This window comes from Tomitella biformata AHU 1821 (genome assembly GCF_000524475.1).
Lineage (GTDB): Bacteria > Actinomycetota > Actinomycetes > Mycobacteriales > Mycobacteriaceae > Tomitella > Tomitella biformata.
The window spans coordinates 186,634-205,300 of record NZ_BAVQ01000036.1; the positions used below are offsets into that span (position 1 = coordinate 186,634).

Annotated in this window: 16 protein-coding genes; 15 read left to right on the top strand and 1 reads right to left on the bottom strand. The window is 70.8% G+C overall.

Annotation, left to right across the window (positions count from 1 at the left end; genetic code table 11):
* Positions 1-24: 24 nt before the first annotated feature.
* From TBIF_RS12945 to TBIF_RS13000, 12 genes are all read left to right on the top strand, one after another.
* A complete protein-coding gene (locus tag TBIF_RS12945; protein ID WP_024795219.1) occupies positions 25-1,581 on the top strand; it encodes a class I adenylate-forming enzyme family protein in 1,557 nt (518 codons plus the stop codon).
* Positions 1,581-3,197 (top strand): class I adenylate-forming enzyme family protein, encoded by a 1,617-nt coding sequence (locus tag TBIF_RS12950; RefSeq protein WP_024795220.1) that lies wholly within the window; start codon positions 1,581-1,583, stop codon positions 3,195-3,197. The genes TBIF_RS12945 and TBIF_RS12950 overlap by 1 nt, the downstream gene beginning before the upstream one ends.
* 43 nt (positions 3,198-3,240) lie before the next feature.
* Positions 3,241-4,026: an enoyl-CoA hydratase/isomerase family protein gene (locus TBIF_RS25870; RefSeq protein ID WP_024795221.1), complete on the top strand. Its 786-nt coding sequence runs from the start codon at positions 3,241-3,243 to the stop codon at positions 4,024-4,026.
* Between the two features lie 85 nt (positions 4,027-4,111).
* On the top strand, positions 4,112-5,578 hold the full coding sequence (locus TBIF_RS12960) for an aldehyde dehydrogenase (RefSeq protein ID WP_024795222.1): 1,467 nt from the start codon (positions 4,112-4,114) through the stop codon (positions 5,576-5,578).
* A 55-nt stretch (positions 5,579-5,633) separates the two neighbouring features.
* Positions 5,634-6,851 carry a thiolase family protein gene (locus TBIF_RS12965; RefSeq protein WP_084611689.1) on the top strand — a complete coding sequence of 406 codons (1,218 nt, stop codon included), beginning with the start codon at positions 5,634-5,636 and terminating at the stop codon, positions 6,849-6,851.
* Positions 6,852-6,862: 11 nt separating this feature from the next.
* Positions 6,863-7,795 carry an alpha/beta fold hydrolase gene (locus TBIF_RS12970; RefSeq protein WP_024795224.1) on the top strand — a complete coding sequence of 311 codons (933 nt, stop codon included), beginning with the start codon at positions 6,863-6,865 and terminating at the stop codon, positions 7,793-7,795.
* Positions 7,792-8,376, top strand: coding sequence for a flavin reductase family protein (locus TBIF_RS12975; protein WP_024795225.1), 585 nt, complete (start codon positions 7,792-7,794; stop codon positions 8,374-8,376). The genes TBIF_RS12970 and TBIF_RS12975 overlap by 4 nt, the downstream gene beginning before the upstream one ends.
* Before the next feature lie 4 nt (positions 8,377-8,380).
* Positions 8,381-9,556: an acyl-CoA dehydrogenase family protein gene (locus TBIF_RS12980; RefSeq protein WP_024795226.1), complete on the top strand. Its 1,176-nt coding sequence runs from the start codon at positions 8,381-8,383 to the stop codon at positions 9,554-9,556.
* Positions 9,557-9,568: 12 nt separating this feature from the next.
* A complete protein-coding gene (locus TBIF_RS12985) occupies positions 9,569-10,480 on the top strand; it encodes an LLM class F420-dependent oxidoreductase (RefSeq protein ID WP_024795227.1) in 912 nt (303 codons plus the stop codon).
* Positions 10,481-10,533: 53 nt separating this feature from the next.
* Entirely contained in the window at positions 10,534-11,577 is a 1,044-nt protein-coding gene (locus tag TBIF_RS12990; protein WP_024795228.1) for an enoyl-CoA hydratase/isomerase family protein, read from the top strand.
* Positions 11,578-11,900: 323 nt separating this feature from the next.
* Positions 11,901-13,478 (top strand): AMP-binding protein, encoded by a 1,578-nt coding sequence (locus TBIF_RS12995; RefSeq protein ID WP_024795229.1) that lies wholly within the window; start codon positions 11,901-11,903, stop codon positions 13,476-13,478.
* Positions 13,475-14,416: a VOC family protein gene (locus TBIF_RS13000; RefSeq protein WP_024795230.1), complete on the top strand. Its 942-nt coding sequence runs from the start codon at positions 13,475-13,477 to the stop codon at positions 14,414-14,416. Before TBIF_RS12995 ends, TBIF_RS13000 begins: the two co-directional genes overlap by 4 nt.
* Positions 14,417-14,424: 8 nt before the next feature.
* Here TBIF_RS13000 and TBIF_RS13005 read toward each other — a convergent pair whose 3' ends face one another.
* Entirely contained in the window at positions 14,425-15,096 is a 672-nt protein-coding gene (locus TBIF_RS13005) for an NAD(P)H-binding protein (protein WP_024795231.1), read from the bottom strand.
* A gap of 221 nt (positions 15,097-15,317) precedes the next feature.
* On the opposite strand from TBIF_RS13005, the gene TBIF_RS13010 reads away from it, so the two are divergent.
* The 3 genes from TBIF_RS13010 (at position 15,318) to TBIF_RS13020 (ending at position 18,658) form a co-directional block, all read left to right on the top strand.
* Complete coding sequence (locus TBIF_RS13010) at positions 15,318-16,424, top strand: acyl-CoA dehydrogenase family protein (protein WP_024795232.1); 1,107 nt, start codon at positions 15,318-15,320, stop codon at positions 16,422-16,424.
* Entirely contained in the window at positions 16,421-17,350 is a 930-nt protein-coding gene (locus TBIF_RS13015; RefSeq protein ID WP_024795233.1) for an acyl-CoA dehydrogenase family protein, read from the top strand. The genes TBIF_RS13010 and TBIF_RS13015 overlap by 4 nt, the downstream gene beginning before the upstream one ends.
* A gap of 192 nt (positions 17,351-17,542) precedes the next feature.
* Positions 17,543-18,658 (top strand): acyl-CoA dehydrogenase family protein, encoded by a 1,116-nt coding sequence (locus TBIF_RS13020; protein ID WP_024795234.1) that lies wholly within the window; start codon positions 17,543-17,545, stop codon positions 18,656-18,658.
* The last annotated feature ends 9 nt before the right edge of the window (positions 18,659-18,667 follow it).

The window sequence follows — 18,667 nt, forward strand, 5'->3', positions numbered from 1 at the left end:
TCCTGCAGAAGGATATGAGGAATCGTGCTCATAGGAGACATCCCGCGCAACAACGCGCGGCGGTACCCGCTCAAGCCGGCCATCGTGGAGGGGGACCGCACCTTCACCTGGCCGATGGTGGACGAGCGGGCCCGGCGGCTGGCGAACCACCTGACCACCAGCGGACTGGTCAAGGGCGACCGCGTCCTGGTGATCGCCAGGAACTGCGCCGAGTGGCCCGAGATCGCGTTCGGCCTGGCGAAGGCCGGGATCATCGCGGTGCCGGTCAACATCCGGCTCGCGCCGCATGAGCTCGCGCACGTCCGGGACGACGCCGACGTCGCGGGCGCGATCGTGCACAGCGAGCAGTTGGAGAGGTTCGCGGACGAGCTGGCCGGGCTGCGCGCGGTGGTGCGGATCGGCGATGGGGCCATCGGAGTCGACTACGAGGAGTCGCTGGCGGCAGCGTCGACCGCGGATCCGACGCCGGCGGACCTGACGCCGGACGATGTCTCGTTCATCCTCTACACCTCCGGCACCACGGGGCGCTCGAAGGGCGTCGTGAACACCCATCGGACCAACCTGGCGCAGGCGGTCGACACGAACCTGGTCACAGAGGGCAACCGGTCGGACGTCTTCCTGGCGACCACGCCGTTCTTCACGGCCGGCGGGATGGTGCGCACGGTGTCGTGGACGTACCTCGGCCAGACGATGGTGATCCACAAGCGCTTCGACCCCCAGGCGGTGATCGACGAGATCGAGCGCAGCGGCGTCACCTTCACCACGTTCATCCCGACGATGCTGCAGCGGACCCTCCGGATCCTCGAGGAGGGCCCGGCGCGGGACATGTCGAGCCTGCGCCGGATCAGCTACGGGTCCTCGCCGGTGCCGCCCGGCCTGGCGCGCCAGGCGATGGACCTGCTCGGCTGCGACCTGCAGCAGCGCTACGGGCTGACCGAGTGCGGCGGCCAGGCGACGATTCTCACCCCGCAGGATCATCGGGACATGGTCGCGGGCAAGACCTCGATCATGACCTCATGCGGCCAGGAGACCCCGATGTGCGAAATCCGCATCGTCGACGCGGACGGCCACGACCTGCCCGCGGGCGAGGTGGGGGAGATCGTCATCGAGAGCCCCGCCAACGCCGTCCGGTACTGGAACAACCCGTCGCAGACCGCCGAGGCGTTCCGGCCGACCGGGCTGTGGTCCGGCGACCTCGGATACCTGGACGAGGAACGGTACCTGCACATCACCGGGCGCAAGACCGACATGATCATCTCGGGCGGCTTCAACGTGTACCCGGCCGAGATCGAGCGCGTCATCGGGCAGCACCCCGGGGTGTACATGGTGGCCGTGGTCGGCAAGCCAGACGCCAAGTGGGGCGAGACCCCGGTGGCGGTCGTGGTGCCGCGCGAGGCCGGCGTCGACGAGGCCGCGCTGGCCGAGGAGTTGCGGTCGCTGTGCCGCGACGAGCTCGCCGGCTATAAGCAGCCCAGCGACTTCCTCTTCCGTGGGGAGCTCCCGCTGGGCCCGGCGGGCAAGATCCTCAAGCGCGCGATCGTCGAGGATCTGCTCCTCGCCGTGGGATCCGCGGCGCGGTGATGGCCGACTCCGGGGCCGCCGAGGCGACGATCCTCGGCCCGCCCGCCGACCCCCGGTTCGCCGGACTGCGTGCGGAGACGCTGTGGGAGCTGGCGAGCGCCCGCGCCGAAGCGACGCCGGACCTCGAGTTCGCGGTCGATGAACAGGGCCGGCGCTTCACGTTCGCGCAGTTCCGCGACCTGGTCGAGGCCACCGCCGCGACGCTGCGCCGGCGCGGTGTGCGCCCCGGCGACGTCGTGTCATGGCAGCTGCCCAACACCGTGGACGTGATGGCGTTGGCCGTCGCGCTCTCGCGGCTGGGCGCCGTGCAGAACCCGATCATCCCCATGCTGCGGGACTCCGAGGTCGAGTTCATCGTGGTTCAGGTGCGGGCGAATCTGTTGATCGTGCCGAGCACGTTCCGCGGGTACTCGCACGGCGAGATGGCCCATCGGGTGGCCGCGAACGTGCCCGGCCTGGACGTGATGGTGCTTTCGGACCTCTCGGACCTCGCGCCCGACGCCCGCCGCGGCGACGCGGCGGGGCCGGGCGAGCCGGTGCGCCGGCCCGCGGACGAGGCGGGCTGGGTCTTCTACACCTCCGGCACCACCGCCGCGCCCAAGGGCGTCAAGCACAACGACCTCGGATTGATCGCCGCCGCGCGGACCTTCAACACGAATCTGGAGGTCGGGCCACAGGATCGCTGCGCCGCATATGTGCCGATCGCGCACGTCGGTGGCATCGCCCACATGCTGCACGCGCTGCTCGTGGGGCACGTGCTGATCGTCAGCGCGGTGTTCAACCCCGAGGACAACGCGAACCAGCTCATCGAGGAGCGGGCCACATTGATCGGCTCGGGCCTCCCCTTCACCAACGAGTATCTGCGGATCGCCGCCGAGCGGGGCGTCTCACCGCTGTTCCCACACTCGAGGGGCACCCTCGGGGGCGGCTCGGGCAGGCCCGCGTCGCTGAGCGCCGCGACGCGTGAGCGGCTCGGCGGGGTCGGCGTCATCTCCGGGTACGGCATGACCGAGTGCCCGTACGTCACCTGGGGGACGCCGCACGACACCGACGCGCAGCACGCGGAATGCGAGGGCGTCCCGGGGGAGGGCGCGGAGGTGCGGATCGTCGGGCCGGACGAGCGGGTGCTCGCCGTGGGCGAGATCGGCGAGATCCGCGTGCGGGGCCCGCAGCTGTTCCTCGGCTATGTGGACGAGGCGCTGAACAACGACGCGCTCGACGAGGAGGGGTTCTTCCGCAGCGGCGACCTTGGCTTCCTCGACGCAGACGGACGCCTCGGGGTGACCGGGCGCATCAAGGACACGATCGTCCGCAAAATGGAGAACATCTCCGCCCGGGAGGTGGAGGAGGCCCTGGTCGGGGACCCGGCAATCGGGGACCTGACCGTGATCGGGCTCCCCGATCCCGTGAGCGGGGAGCGGGTCTGCGCCGTCCTGGTGCCGGCGGATCCCGCGGCGCCTCCGACCCTGGACTCGGTGCGGGCATACCTGCGGACCACCACGTTGAACCAGCGCAAGTATCCGGAGCAAGTCGAGATCGTCGACACGATTCCGCGCAACTCGCTGGGCAAGATCTCCAAGCCAGCACTGCGGAGGCGATATGCCGGTACAAGCTGAACACCAACTAGCAGTGACCGACAACGAAGGAGGCGTGCGAGAAATGGCCGCAGAGGATTGCTTCACCACCATTGAATTCGAGGTGGCGGACCACATCGCGACGATCACGCTCAACCGCCCAGACCGCTTGAACTGCTTCAACGAGGCGATGGCGGACGAGATCGCGGCCGTGTGGGCCCGGGTCCGCGATGACGACGACATTCACGTCGCCGTGCTCCGGGCGAACGGCGACCGGGCGTTCTGCACCGGCGTGGATCTCAGCGCCGGCGCCTGGTGGTCGCACCTGAACACGTGGAATCAGGAGGATCCGGGCATCCAACTGGGCCCCAAACAGCATCGGGTGTGGAAGCCGGTGGTGTGCGCGGTCCAGGGCATGGCCGCCGGCGGCGCGATGTACTTCATCAACGAGTCCGACATCGTCATCTGCTCCTCGGACGCCACCTTCTTCGACCCGCACGCCAACGGCGGCATCGTCTCGGCGCTGGAGCCGATCGGCATGCTCAACCGGGGCATTCCCCTCGGCGAAGTGTTGCGTTGGGCGCTGCTGGGCAGTGATGAGCGGATGACCGCGCAATCGGCGCTCCGGGCCGGGATCGTCACCGAGGTGACGGAGCCGGGCGAGCTGCGAGCTCGCGCGCACCAGTTGGCGACGGAGATCGCGGCGCGTCGGCCGGAGGCCATCCAAGGCACGGTCCGGGCGATCTGGGAGTCGCTGGACATGACGCCGACGACGGCGATGCGCAATGGGCTGTCCTACACCCAGATCGGCAACCAAGGCGAAGGCCGGACGGACTCGCGCAAGAACAAGCGCGAACCGCGTTTCCGCTGACCGCCTTCCATCGAGCAAGGAGCAAGCTGTGAATCTGATTGTGGACAACAGCGAAGTGGACAATAGCGGCGCGGCGACCGAGGCAATTCGCACGTTTCCGCTGCTGATCGGCGGCGTCGCGGTGCCCGCCGCATCCGGTGCCACCTACGAGAGCGTGGACCCGTTCACCGGGCAGGCGTGGGTGCAGGTGCCGGACGGCGGTGCCGTGGACATCGACCGCGCTGTGCGCGCGGCGCGAGCCGCGCTGAACGGTCCGTGGGGGCAACTGACCGCCACCGCGCGCGGAAAGCTGCTGTGGCGGTTGAGCGAGATCATCGGCCGCGAGGCCGAGAACCTCGCGGATCTCGAGGTCCGCGACGGCGGGAAGCTGCTGCGGGAGATGTCCGGCCAGATGGCCAGCCTGCCGGACTACTACCGCTATTTCGCCGGCATGGCGGACAAGCTCGAGGGCAGCGTCATCCCCTCGGACAAGCCGAACTTCTTGATCTACACCAAGCATGAGCCAGTCGGCGTCGTCGGCGCGATCACGCCGTGGAACTCGCCGCTGCTGCTGCTGACGTGGAAGTTGGCGGCCGGCCTCGCCGCGGGCTGCACGTTCGTGATCAAGCCCAGCGACCACACGCCCGCGTCGACGTTGGCCTTCGCGCGGCTTTTCGAGGAGGCCGGGTTCCCGCCGGGCGTCGTCAACGTGGTGACCGGCTGGGGGCCCGAGACCGGCGCCGCGCTGGCCGCGCACCCCGGCGTGGACAAGATCGCGTTCACAGGCTCGACGGAGACCGGCATCAAGGTCGGACAGGCGGCGCTGGCCAGCATGACGAGGCTGACGCTGGAGCTGGGCGGCAAGTCTGCGCAAGTGGTGTTCCCCGACGCGGACCTCGACGCGGCCGCCAACGGCGTGATCGCCGGCGTGTTCGCGGCCACCGGCCAGACCTGCCTGGCCGGCTCCCGGCTGCTGGTGCATGAGAGCGTCGCGGAGGAGCTGGTCGCCAAGATCGTCGCCCGGGCGTCGACGATCGTGGTGGGGGACCCCCACGATCCGGCGACCGAGATGGGGCCGGTGTCCAACGAGCAGCAGTACCAGAAGGTCCTCTCGCACTTCGCGTCCGCCCGGGCGGACGGCGCGACCATCGCGTACGGCGCAGAGCCGGTGGCCGAGCTCGGCGGCTTCTTCGTCAAGCCCACCATCCTCACCGACGTCACCCCCGAGATGCGGGCCGTCGCCGAGGAGGTCTTCGGCCCGGTGCTGGTGGTGCTGACGTTCGCCGACGAGGACGAGGCCGTCGCGATGGCCAACGGCACCGAGTTCGGGCTCGCGGGCTCGGTCTGGACTAAGGACGTGCACCGTGCGCACCGGGTCGCCGGCAATCTGCGGGCGGGCACGATCTGGATCAACTCGTACCGCGCGGTCTCTCCGAGCGTGCCGTTCGGCGGCATGGGATCCAGCGGCATCGGCCGTGAGAACGGCATCGACGCGGTCAAGGATTTCACGGAGACCAAGGCCATCTGGGTGGAGCTCACCGGCGACACCCGGGACCCGTTCACCCTCGGCTGACCAGGCCAGATCCCGCATTGCCCCAGCAATACCACTAGCGAAGAAGGAATCCACAGTGAGCACAGCAGCACCAAGCACAGGCAAGATCGAGGCCGTCATCGTCGCTGGGGCCAGGACCGCGATCGGCTCCGCCTTCAAGGGCGCCCTGCGAGACACCACGGCGATGGAGCTCGCCGAGGTCGTCGTCAAGGAGGCGCAGCGGCGCTCCGGTCTGGACGTGTCCCAGATTGACGACATCATCCTGGCCGAGTCGAACTACGGCGGCGGCGACATCGCCCGGCACGCCGCGGTGACCGCGGGCATGACGCAGGTCCCAGGCCAGGCCGTGAACCGGCATTGCGCGGGCAGCCTCACCGCCATCGGCAACGCGGCCGCATCCGTCATCGCCGGCGCGGACCGGGCGGTCATCGCGGGCGGGACGCAGTCCACCTCGACCGGCCCGCTGCAGAAGTTCCGCACGCCCGGCACCGTGGACGAGTTCACCGACCGCTGGATGCCGCCGACGCACCCCAACACCCCCGACGCGCCCAACATGGACATGTCCATCACGGTGGGCTGGAACACCGCGGTCGAGGCGGACATCACCCGCGAGGAGATGGACGCGTGGTCGGCGCGCTCGCAGGAGCGTGCCATCGCCGCCATCGACTCGGGGGTCTTCGACGAGGAGATCGTGCCGGTGCAGGCCCTGCAGGCGGACGGCTCCCGGGTCGAGTTCGCGGTGGACGAGCACCCCCGACGCGGCTCCACGCTGGAGAAGCTGGCGGGTCTGAAGACGCTGCACCCCGAGATCGAGGGCTTCTCCATCACGGCCGGCAACGCGAGCGGCATCAACGACGCCGCGGCCGCGGTGGTCGTCGTGGGCAGCGACTTCGCCGCAGAGCAGGGCCTGGAGACGCTGGCCGTGGTCCGGTCGTGGGCCGCGTCCGCGGTGGACCCCGCGCGCACCGGGATGGCGGTGCTCGACGTGATCCCCAAGGCGCTCGACCGCGCCGGCATCGCGATCGGCGATGTCGCGCTGTGGGAGATCAACGAGGCGTTCGCGTCGGTCCCGGTGGCCGCCTGCAAGAAGCTCGGCATCGACGAGGCGATCGTCAACACCGCGGGCAGCGGCTGCAGCCTGGGGCACCCCGTCGCGGCGTCCGGCGCGCGCATGGTCGTCACGCTGATGAACGAGCTGCGGCGGCGCGGCGGCGGCTACGCGGTCGCGGCGATGTGCGCCGGCGGCGGCCAGGCTGGCGCTGTGGTCATCGAAGTGCCGGCACCGCAGGCCTAGGTCCGCAGCCCATGGAATTCGAGACGACGGAATCCGAGGCCATCCGCATGTCGGGGGCTGGCCTCAGCCTGGCCGCCGACCGCTGGCGACCGGTCGGCCAGGCGGGCAAGGGCGTGGTGCTGCTGCTGCACGGCGGCGGGCAGACCCGACACTCCTGGCACCACACCGGCGCCCGGCTCGGATCCGAGGGCTGGGACACGTACGCGGTGGACCTGCGGGGCCACGGCGACAGCGACTGGGACCCGGCCGGCGATTACGGGATGTCCGCCATCGCCGCGGACATCCAGGAGATGGTGGCCCACGCCAAGGCCCAGGCCCCAGGGCTGCCGGTGGCGCTCGTCGGGGCATCCCTCGGCGGCAAGACGTCGATGATCGCGCTCGGCGAGAGCCCCGGATTGGCGCAGGCGCTGGTGCTCGTGGACATCGCCGTCCGCGTGGAGGCTGCCGGCGGCCGCAGGGTCTTCGACTTCATGCGGAGCGCGCCCAACGGGTTCGCGTCGCTCGAGGAGGCCGCGTCGTCCATCGCGGCATACAACCCGAACCGGCCCCGCTCCGGCAGCCTCGAGGGGCTGAAGAAGAACCTCCGACTGCGCGCGGGCCGCTGGCACTGGCACTGGGACCCCCGGGTCATGACCCCGCCGGAGGCGCCCGAAGACCCGTCGGCCTCGCCGCTGAGCGAGGTCATCTACGAGCGCTCCAAGCTGGCCGCCCAGGCCATCACCTGCCCGGTGCTGCTGGTGCGGGGCATGAAGTCCGACGTCGTCTCGGACGCTGGCGTCGCCGAGATGCGCAGGCTGGTCCCGCATGGGACGTACGTCGACGTGCGGGACGCCGGGCACATGGTGGCCGGCGACGACAACGACATCTTCACCGCAAGCCTGGTCGGGTTCCTCGACCAGTCGCTTTCACCGTGCATTCCCTCCAACCGAAAGAGCCAATCATGACTGTCGACAACGATGCCGCGAACCGTGTCCTCGCGGGTCTGCGCCCCTTCCCCGTCGCCATCACCACCATCGACGGCGGCTTCGCCAACGGGCTGATGTCCCTGTCGGCCGGCGCGGCCAGCATCATCCCCGAGGCGCCCCGCGCCACGATCAGCCTGACGAAGTACAACAAGACCCATGACATGGTCCTCAATTCCGGGATCTTCGTCATGCACATGCTCAGCGCGGCGGATGAGGACGTGGAGGCCTCGCTCGAGATCCTCATGACCCTCGGCGGCAGCTCGGGCCGGGACGGCGACAAGATGTCGAAGCTGCGCACCAAGACCGGTGTCACCGGCGCGCCGATCCTGCTCGACGCGCACAGCTACGTGGAGTGCCGGGTCAGCGGATCGTTGGACGTGCAGGAGAGCACCATCTTCGTCGGCGACATCGTGGCCGCGGAGGTCTTCTCCGAGGGGCAGCGCCTGCGCATCGGCGAGGCGTGGGGCAAGCTGCCGGCCGATTGGGTCGCCCAGTACGACGCGAACCATGAGCCGCAGCTCGCCAACGCCCGGGCGCGCCGATTCGGCGAGCAGGCCTAACGCGATGACCACGACGGAACAGACGTCGACGACCGGCGCGTGGGAGCTGCCCGAAGAGTTCGTGATGCTCCGCGACACGGTTCGGCGCTTCATGGAGGCGGAGGTGCATCCACTGGAGGCCACGCTGCCGCACGACGCGGCGGGCCTGCCGCGCGAGCAGCTCGTGCAGCTGCAGGCCAAGGCGCGGGCGCTCGGACTGTGGGCGCTGCAGACCCCGGAGGAGTTCGGCGGCGCCGGGCTCAGCGTCCTCGGCCAGCTCGTCGTGGCGGAGGAGGCGGCCAAATGCCGCATGGGCGCCTTCTTCCCGGCGCTGGGCGCATTCGGCGGCAACCCGCCCAACGTCATGTTCAAGGCCAGCGAGGAGCAGTTCGCGAAATTCGCGCAGCCGATCCTCGACGGCACGATGACCAAGGCCTACACCTCCATCAGCGAGGCCTCGGGCGGCTCCGACCCCGCACGCGCGATCCAGCTCAAGGCCGTGCGCGACGGCGACGACTACGTGCTCGACGGCAGCAAGATGTGGACCAGCCACGGCGAGAACGCGGACTGGGGCGTCGTCTACGCCAGGACCGGGGAGGGCCGCGGCGGCATCTCGTGCTTCATCGTCGAGAAGGGCGTGCCCGGGCTGACCTTCCACCGGATCGGCGTGGTCGCCTCGTTTGCCCCGTACGAGCTGCACTTCGACAACGTGCGGATTCCCGCGGCGAACCTGATCGGCGCCGAGGGGGGCGGATTCTCGCTGGCCAGCGACTTCCTCGTCTACGGCCGGATCATGTACGCGGCCGGCCCCATCGGCATCGCCCAGATGGCGCTGGACATGGCGATCGAGTGGGCCAAGGAGCGCTCGGTGTTCGGCGGCACGCTCGCAGAGAAGCAGGGCATCCAGTGGATGCTGGTCGATTGCGAGGTGGAACTGCGCGCGGCCCGGATGCTGATGTACCAGGCGGCCTGGAACGCGGACCTCGGGAAGAACGTCAGGGTCGACGCCTCCGTGGCCAAGATGTACGGCACGGAGGCGGCCTACAAGGTCATCGACCGCTGCATCCAGATCCACGGCGCCTTGGGTTTGGCGCAGGAGCTGCCCCTGGAGCGGTGGTTCCGCGACCTGCGCGTCAAACGGCTCGGTGAGGGCGCCACCGAGGTCCAACGCGTGGTAATCGCCCGCGACCTGCTCAGCTGACTGGAGTCGAAGATGAAGTTCAGTTTGATGTTCCCCATGGGTGCGGTCAAGCACTATCCGACGTGGATCGGCGACAGCAGCCTCGGCGAGGTCGCGCGATTCGTGGAGGACGCGGGATTCGGCGCGTTCGCGATGAGCGAGCACCCGTACCCCGACCGGCAGTGGCTCGGCAATGGCGGGCACCACGCGTTCGACCCGTTCGTCTCGCTGAGCATCGCCGCCGAGGCGACCACGCGGCTGCGGGTGATGACCTACGTGATGGTGGCGGGCTACCGCAGCCCGTATGTGGGCGCGAAGGCCGCCGCCAGCCTCGACCTGCTCTCCGGCGGGCGGCTGACGCTGGGCATGGCCGCCGGCTACCTGAAGACCGAGTTCGAGGCGCTCGGCGCGGACTTCACGCGCCGCGGGAAGCTGATGGACGAGGCGATCGCCGCGATGCGCGCGACGTGGGTCGGCGAGGAGCACGACGGCCCGGAGTTTGGGCGCAGCGGCCATATCGCGCTGCCGCTGCCGGCGCAGCCGGGTGGGCCGCCGATCTGGATCGGCGGCAACAGCAAGGCCGCGCAGCGCCGGGTGGTCGAGGTGGCCGACGGCTGGATGCCGATGGCCCAGTCCGCGACGGTCGCGGCGATCACGAAGTCGCCGCCGCTGGAGGACATCGGCGTCCTCGCACAGATGATCGCCTCGCAGAACGAGCGGCGTGCCGCCGCCGGCAAGGCTGCGGCGGACGTGTCGTTCGTGCCCTTCGAGAAGGGCCTGCTCACCACCGGCGACGCGGCGCCGTTCTGCGCCGCGGTGGCTCCGCGGTTGGACGAGTACGCGGAGGCCGGCGTCACCTGGATCAACCTCGAGCCGGCCAGCCGCAGCATCGACGACTTCAAGCGGGACGTCGAGATGCTCAGTGCCCGCCTGATCAATAAGTGACGATGTGCAACCAGTGACGCCCGGCTCCGGTCGCGTCGAAGTCTGAGGAGGACATGGTGGATGGGTCGATGATCGGTGTCGAGGAGCTCGCGTTTGGCGAGGTTGGCCCCGTCAGCCCCGGGGAGCCGCATCGCTGCGTTGACCTGCGATCGGCCGCGGGCCTCGGGCCGGAGGCGCTGGCGGCCGCGGCCGTGGCGGCCAGAGCCTCGCATCGCGTCCTCATCGGCGTCGGCTGGCCCGGGCACGAGGCCTCCGAACTGCTGGACGCCCTGACCGTGACGGTGGTGGGCGAGGGCGAGTGGGACTGGGACCGGCGCGTCGTGTCGGCGCCCTCGGCGGCCGTCGCCGCAGCGGAACTGGTCGCCGGGATCGACGCGGCGCCGGTCGCCGCCGTGACGCTGGCCGGACTGCTGCAGATGTCGGAGCGGCTGAGCGTGCACGACGGTCTCGTCGCGGAATCGCTCGCCTACTCCACCCTGCAGGCGGGCCCGGAGTACGCGGCCTGGCTGGCGGCGGCCGACTACCCGGTCAAGCCCGAGGCCGGCCCACCCATTCAGGTGGAGCGGCGGGACGCGGTGCTGGCGATCGAGCTGACCCGGCCGGACCGGCACAACGCGCTGAGCGCGGGCATGCGGGACGCCCTCGTGGAGGCCCTGCACGTCGCGATCGCGGACGACTCGATCGGCCGGCTGGAGCTCACCGGCCGCGGCCGATCCTTCTGCAGCGGAGGCGATCTGGCGGAGTTCGGAACCGCCCAGGACCCCGCGCGGGCGCATCTGGTCCGCACCGAGCACCGGCCGGGCGAGCAACTGCATCTGCTCGCCCAGCGGCTGGGCGCCGACTGCGTGGCGCACGTGCACGGCGCGGTGATGGGCGGCGGCCTCGAGGTCGCCGCGTTCGCCGGACACATTCGGGCCCGGCCGGACTCGCGATTCCTGCTGCCCGAGCTGTCGATGGGGCTGGTCCCCGGCGCCGGCGGCACCGTCAGCGTGCCGCGCCGAATCGGCCGGTGGCGCACCGCCTGGATGGTGTTGACCGGGCAGGTTCTCGACGCGGACGCGGCCTTGCTCTGGGGCCTGGTCGACGAGGTCGCCTAACGGTTCTCGCCCGTCTCTCACGCCTGGTCGCCGTCCTCTGGACGGCGGCCAGGTCTTTTTCGGGTGGGCACTCCCGCGGACGGCGGTCTCGGACAGGGGTGTCGCCATCTGCCGCCTCCCGATCCATTTGTCGATACTGTCAAACTGGAAATCTTCCACGCTCTATGTGGAATCGCGAGGACAACCCGGCGTTATTCCGTGTTCTCGGTGGTCAGTTTTGAGGGGTGAGATGGAATCCGGGAAGTTGTTTACGGAATCGTCAACTATGCTCTAGTGTGACGGGAACGGGACCATCGATGTTCGCGACGCACACGGAGGTGGCAGTGGCCACGGGTTCGACCCTCGGGGCGATGATCAGCGACAACGCGTCGCGTTTTGGCGACGTGCCGGCCTATCTGCTCGGCCAGCACGGGGTGACCCATGCCGAGCTGCGCCGGCGAGGCTCCGCGCTGGCCGCGGCGCTTGCCCGAGCGGGGCTGCGACGTCAGGACCGGGTCGCGGTGCTGAGCAAGAACAGCGTGCAGTTCGGGGAGGTGCTGGCGGCCGCGCACCTGAGCGGGCTGATCGCCGCGACCGTGAACTTCCGCCTGGCCCCGGACGAGATGATCGCGATCCTGCAGGACTCCGAGCCGCGCGCGCTGTTCCTCCAGGACGAGTACCTGTCGCTGGTCCCGGACCTCCGCGCACGGGTCCCGGGCATCGACCTGATCGTCCGGCTCCCCCCGGGATCGACAGCTGCGCCCGGCGGCCAGGTCCTCGACTACGAGGAGCTCGTCGAATCCGCGGCGGGCGCAGGCCTGCCGTTCCAGGCCACCGCGGACGACATCGCCTGCCTGATCTACACCAGCGGGACCACAGGCAGCCCCAAGGGCTGTGTGCTCGGCCAACGCGAGCTGCGACAGGTCGCGGCGACCATGAGCAACGAGATGCGGACGGGCAGCCGCGACCGCGTGCTGCTGACCATGCCGATGTTCCACATCGGGGCGATGGCGATCGCGATGGGCGCGCACGAGCGCGGCGGCACCGCCGTGCTGCGCGCGCAGTTCGACCCCGCCGACGTGCTCCGGGCGGTCCAGCGGGAGCGGATCGACGTCCTGCACCTGGCGCCGACGATGCTCCACTCGCTCGTTGGCGCGGCGTCGGGCTCGCCGGCGGGGCTGTCCAGCGTGCGCACGGTGGTCTACTCGGCGGCCCCGATGCCGATCGCGACGCTGAAGAGGGCGTTGGCGGTCATGCCGGACGCCGGCTTCCTCAACTTGTACGGGCAGACCGAGGTCATCACGTCGGGCCTGCCCCGCGAGTTCCACGACCTGGCAGAGCCGGCGAACGAGCGTCGCCTGAGCACGGTGGGATTCCCGTTTCCCGGCACCGAGGTGCGCATCGTGGACGAGCAGGGGCGGCCGCTCCCGGCCGGCGGGCAGGGCGAGATCGCCGTCCGGTCGGCGTCGATGTTCCGGGGCTACTGGAACAGATCTGCCGCGACGGTCGACACCATCCGCGACGGCTGGTGCCACACCGGGGATATCGGGCTGGTGGACGACGAGGGGCTCCTGCGCCTGCTCGACCGCAAGAAGGACCTCATCATCACCGGCGGGGAGAACGTCGCCAGCCTGGAGGTGGAGGAGGCGGTGTCCGCCCATCCCGCGGTCGCCGAATGCGCCGTGATCGGCGTGCCCGATGAGAAATGGGGCGAGGCGGTCTGCGCCACGGTGGTGCTGGTCCCGAACGCGACGCTCACCCTGGCCGCGATCGGCCGCCACCTCGAGACGCGGCTGGCCCGGTTCAAGACGCCGAGGCGCCTGGTCATCGTCGAGGAACTGCCGAAACTGCCCACCGGAAAAATCGACAAGAAACTGCTGCGCGAGTGGCAATCCCGACCAGAGGAGCGCAGAACCCCATGACCTCAGCACGATCGAACACAGATCTCGCGGCCGACTCGGCGGCCCCGATCCTGCGGCACGCCCACGCGGTGCTGCACTGCAACGTCAACACCGTGGCGGTGCGCGCGGCCGAGGCGTTCTACGAGCGCTTCGCCTTCGTCCAGCGGATGCGCTCGCTGTCCACCGACACCGATGCCAGCGCGCTCGGGATCGCGGGCAGCACCGCGTCGGAGACGACCTTCCTCTACGACTCGCGGGGGCCCCGGTCCGCGCCCGCCATCGAGTTTGTCGAGTGGCGTCGGCCGGCGACCCGGCCGCAGACCGCGGGGCCGACGGGCCGGTCGCTGGGATTTACCACCCTGGGGCTGCGCGTGACCGCCCTCGAGGACGCGCGCGCGCTGCTCGCGGACGGCGCCGAGACGCTGGAGTCGGCGTCGACCTGGGTGCGAGGCGCCCCGCGCCCGACGCTGCGGACCATGGGACCGGACGGGGTGGCCGTCGACGTGGTCGAGGTGCCCGACGCGGACGGCGACGATGGCCGCTTCTCCCACGTCCGGCTGCGATCGAGCGATCTGGCCGCCACGGTGGCGTGGTACGCGCGAATCGGATTCCGCGTCCGGGCCGGGGACTCCCCGCGCGCTGACGGTGTCGCCCTGGTGCTGCCGGAGGACCCCACCTTCTCCCTGGAGTTCGATCTCGACCCGGATGCGGACCCGGTGACCGCCGTGGCGAACACCCAGGGCCTGTTCCGCATCGCCCTCGCCGTCGAGGATGTCCATGCAGCCCACCAGGCGCAGCTCGAGGCGGGGGCGGCGGTCGCCGAGCCGTCGTTCATCCCGATGCCGGACACGCCCACGGGCGGGTTCACCGTGATGGTCCTGAAGGACCCGGACGGCGCGGTGGTCGAGCTGGTCTCCCGGCCACGGTCCGCGGTGCGCCGCCCGAGCGCGCCCGCGTAGGGCGGGCGTCAGTCGCCGGGCCCGATCGAGACGATCGGCCCGGCGGTCTCGTCCGCGCCCGATATGACATCGCACACGCGAGCGCCGACATCGGCTCCGGTCATGGCGCCGGCCGGCGCGGGGGCGCCATCGCCCATGACCATCGCGTGGACCATGACCTCCTTGACCACGACCTGATGCGTTAGGCGGGACTCCTTCTCCAGGTGGCGAATCCACATCCGCTGTGCCGCCTGGGCCATCGACACGACGCTCATCCCGCGGGCGGGGAAGTCCGCCATTCCGCCGCCGAGCGCGACGAACATCGCCCCCGCCGACAGCCGGGGGATGAAGGCCGTCGCCGCCGCCATGTGCGGGCGCAGGTACGCGGTGAAGTGCGCGTCCAGGCGCGCGTACTCCACGGCCAGCGCGGGTTGCGGCTCCCAGGCCGCGTTGATCGCGACGACGACGGCCGCCAACTCCGCCAGCGGCAGCTGTGCGGCGAGCAGCCGGGCGTCCTCTGCCGTCGCGATGCTGCCGGTGACCACCCGGAGGCGGCCGGCCCCGGCCGGCGAGGCCAGATCGGCGAGGCGCGAGCCGTCGCGGCCGACGGCGAGGACGTCCCAGCCACGCGCGAGCGCGTCCGAGACGACCCCGCGGCCGATGTCTCCGGTGCCGCCGATGACTGCGATAGATGTGGTCACTTGACCTCCTGCGTTGCTGTATTTGACATACTCGACATGTTGGCAGGCGTGCGGAATGTGGTCGATGAAAGCCCATTCCAACTGGCGTTATCGACGATATGGGTCCCGCTTGCGACCCATGCCGGAGCGTCGTGCCAATCATAGTTGTCATTTACGTCAAAGTATAGAAGTCTCATTCTCAGCCGTCTAGCACGGGACGCGCACAGCACGGAGGAGAAGCCATGGTCGACGACTGCCGGGAGCTCGACGGACTGCGGGCGGAGGTGCGTGGGTTCCTCGCCGAGGCGGTGTTCACCCCCCGGTGCGACAACTGGATGCGCGGCGTCGACCGCGACTTCAGCCGGGCGGTGGCCGAGCGGGGCTGGATCGGCATGTCCTGGCCGCGCGAGCACGGTGGGGGCGGGCGGACGAATGTGGCACGCCTTGTGGTCACGGAGGAGTTGCTCCGCGCGGGCGCGCCGGTGGCCGGCCACTGGACCGCGGACCGCCAGATCGGGCCGTCGGTGCTCCGGCACGGGACCCCCGAGCTGCGGGCGGAGCTCCTGCCCGCGATCCGCCGCGGCGACACCGTGTTCTGCCTGGGGCTGAGCGAGAGCGAGGCGGGCTCGGACCTCGCGGCCGTCCGGACCCGGGCCAGCCGGGTGGCCGGCGGCTGGGAGATCGACGGGGCCAAGATCTGGACGACCTCGGCGCACCACGCCACCCACGCCTACGTCCTGGCGCGCACGGACGCCGGCTCGGCGCGGCACGCGGGGTTGACCGAGTTCCTCGTGGACATGGACACGCCCGGCATCACGGTGCGCCCCATCCTGGATCTGGTGGGGGAGCACCATTTCAACGAGTTGCTGCTCGAGTCGGTGTTCGTGCCGGAGGCCCGAGTGCTCGGGGTGGTCGGCGAGGGCTGGGCGCAGGTCACCGAGCAGTTGGCGTTCGAGCGTGGGGGAGTGGAGCGCTATTTGAGCACCTATCCGGTGTTGCGGGCGTTGACGAGGGCCGCCCGCCGCACCCCGGATCGGGCGGCGACGGAGCGGGTCGGCGCCCTCGCGGCTCGGCTCGTGGCGCTGCGACGGCTGGCTCTGGACCTCGCGCGGGCCATCGACGGCGGCCACGCGACGACGCGGCTGGCCGCCGAGCTGAAGTTGCTCGGCACGGATTTCGAGCGGGATGTGGTGGAGGACGCGCGCTATGTGTTCGACGTGTGCGGAACCGAGGACGGGGACGGGGAGCTGCTGCTCGACGGGCTCGCGGCAGTGCCTGGCGGCGCCATCAGGGGCGGGGCCAGCGAGGTTATGCGCACCGTGATCGCCCGAGCGGAGCTGGGACGATGAGTGCTCAAGGCGCGCCGTTCAGCGCCGATCTACGGGGGGTGGTCGAGGACGTGCTGGGCCGTGCCGCGGCGAGTGAACTGGGCCGCGACGCGCTGTGGCCGGCCGTGGTCGACTTGGGTTGGGACCAGGTCGGGGTCGCCGAGGCCGACGGCGGAGTCGGCGGAGACCTCGCCGACTGCGCGGAGCTCGCGGCCGGGGCGGGGCGGCATGCCGCCCCGATTCCGTTGTGGGAGACCGCTCTCGCGGCCTGGGTCCTCGCCGAGGTCGGGCTGCCAATCGGCACCGTCGCCCGCGGCGCGACGGTGGTGGCGGGCGGGGCCGCAGCGTCGGGGCCGGAGCCGGCGCTGCGGGTCGATGCGACCGCAGACGAGACCCGGGTGCTCTGGCGCGGCCCCGGCGCGGCGCGATCCGGATCCGGTCCCGCGGCGCTGCTCGGCGCCGTCGTGGACCGCATGGCGGTGCTGCGCTCGGCGGCCATTCTCGGCGCGGTGGAGCGGGCGTGCGAGCTCACCGTCGAGCACGTCACGACCCGCCAGCAGTTCGGCCGCCCGCTGGCCGCGTTCCAGGCCGTCGCGCACGGCGTCGCCGATCTCGTCATGGAGCGCGACCGGCTCGCGGGGGCGGTCCACGAGGCGCTCGACCGGCCGTCTTCCGGCACCGCGGCGGCGGCGCGGGCCATCGCCGGGCGGTGCGCGGGGAACGTGGCGGCCGCGGCGCACCAGCTGCACGGCGCCATGGGCATCACCCAGGAGCACCGGCTGCACCGCTCGACGGCGCTGCTGTGGGCCTGGCGCGATGCCGACCGGAGCCAGCGGCGGTGGGAGGTGGCTCTGGGGGAGCGCGTGCTCGGCGGCGAGAGCGACGATGCGCTGTGGGCGTTGGCCACGGGCTCAGGCTCGCCGGCAAGCAGGGGGAGAGACCATTGATGACGAAAGCGTCATCATCGCTATTTGTGAATGAATCCCCAGGTTGAGCCTCATCATTCCTCCAATATTACGGGCATCTCTGAGTGAATTCGATAGAAGTTGACGATAATGTTGACAGAAGTGTTCGGTCGGCCCTAACGTGTCGGTCAGCATCAGATTCCGGCGAACGTCGACAGAGGAGGCGAACCGCGAGTGGACACCACTTCGCTGGGCGAGCGGCAAGAGTTGGCGGCCGCGATCCGCGCCCTGCTCGATCAGCGGTCACCGGAGCCCGCGGTGCGCGCCGCCATGGCATCCGGGCCTGGGCACGACGCGGCGCTCTGGTCGACTCTCACCCGCGAGATGGGCCTGGCCGCGATGGCGGTGCCGGAGCGGTTCGGGGGCGCCGGCGCGGGTTGGGCGGACCTCGGAGTGGTGTTCCGGGAGCTGGGCCGCTCCCTCGCCTGCGTGCCATTCCTGTCCACCGTCGGGCTCGGCGCGGCGACGCTGCTGGCATCGGAAGACGAGACTGCTTGCGCCCGTTGGCTTCCCGGGATCGCGGCGGGGGAGTCGACGGCCACGGCCGCGATCTTCGGCAACCCCGACGCGGTCACCGCCCGCCCGAGCGGAGGCGACTGGCTCCTGTCCGGGAACGTGGCAGGGGTGCTCGACGGCGCGACCGCAGGCCTGTTGCTCGTCCCCGCCCGCACGGCGGGCGGGGTGAGCCTGTTCGCGGTCCCCGATCCAGAGCATCGTCGGCCGGGGACGATCCGCACGTCGGACCTCACCCGCCGGGTGGCGGCGGTAGCCCTGGACGGCGCTCCCGCGGTGCTTGTCGGCGAACGTGGAGCCGGCGCCGAGATCGCCGAGGCGGCTGGGCGGCTGGCGCGGGTGGCCCTGGCCCACGAGCAGATCGGCGGCGCCGCGGCCACCGTGGACATGGCGGTGGGCTACGCGAAGACCAGGCGGCAGTTCGGCCGCGTCATCGGCTCCTTCCAGGCCGTCAAACACCGCTGCGCCGACATGCTGGTGGCGCTGGAGTCCGCGGAGTCCGCGGCGTGGGCAGCCGCGTGCGCCGCGGACTCGTCGGCGCCGGATCTGCCGCTGATCACCGACATCGCCTCGGTGGTGTGCGGTGAGGCCTACGTCCGGTGTGCCTCGGACAACGTCCAAATCCACGGCGGCATCGGCTTCACCTGGGAACACCCCGCCCAGCTTCACGTCAAGCGCTCTCGCGGATCCGCGGTGCTCTTCGGCACCCCCAATGAGCGCCGGGCCTCGCTCGCCAACCGTGTGCCGACGCTGCGCGCGCCGGCCGGAACCCCTTGAGCCACCACC

Coding starts and splice junctions, on each gene's coding strand:
- TBIF_RS12985 (WP_024795227.1), top strand. CDS start 9,569: ATGAAGTTCAGTTTGATGTTCCCCATGGGTGCGGTCAAGCACTATCCG.
- TBIF_RS12950 (WP_024795220.1), top strand. CDS start 1,581: ATGGCCGACTCCGGGGCCGCCGAGGCGACGATCCTCGGCCCGCCCGCC.
- TBIF_RS12970 (WP_024795224.1), top strand. CDS start 6,863: ATGGAATTCGAGACGACGGAATCCGAGGCCATCCGCATGTCGGGGGCT.
- TBIF_RS12990 (WP_024795228.1), top strand. CDS start 10,534: ATGGTGGATGGGTCGATGATCGGTGTCGAGGAGCTCGCGTTTGGCGAG.
- TBIF_RS12980 (WP_024795226.1), top strand. CDS start 8,381: ATGACCACGACGGAACAGACGTCGACGACCGGCGCGTGGGAGCTGCCC.
- TBIF_RS13010 (WP_024795232.1), top strand. CDS start 15,318: ATGGTCGACGACTGCCGGGAGCTCGACGGACTGCGGGCGGAGGTGCGT.
- TBIF_RS12975 (WP_024795225.1), top strand. CDS start 7,792: ATGACTGTCGACAACGATGCCGCGAACCGTGTCCTCGCGGGTCTGCGC.
- TBIF_RS13015 (WP_024795233.1), top strand. CDS start 16,421: ATGAGTGCTCAAGGCGCGCCGTTCAGCGCCGATCTACGGGGGGTGGTC.
- TBIF_RS13000 (WP_024795230.1), top strand. CDS start 13,475: ATGACCTCAGCACGATCGAACACAGATCTCGCGGCCGACTCGGCGGCC.
- TBIF_RS25870 (WP_024795221.1), top strand. CDS start 3,241: ATGGCCGCAGAGGATTGCTTCACCACCATTGAATTCGAGGTGGCGGAC.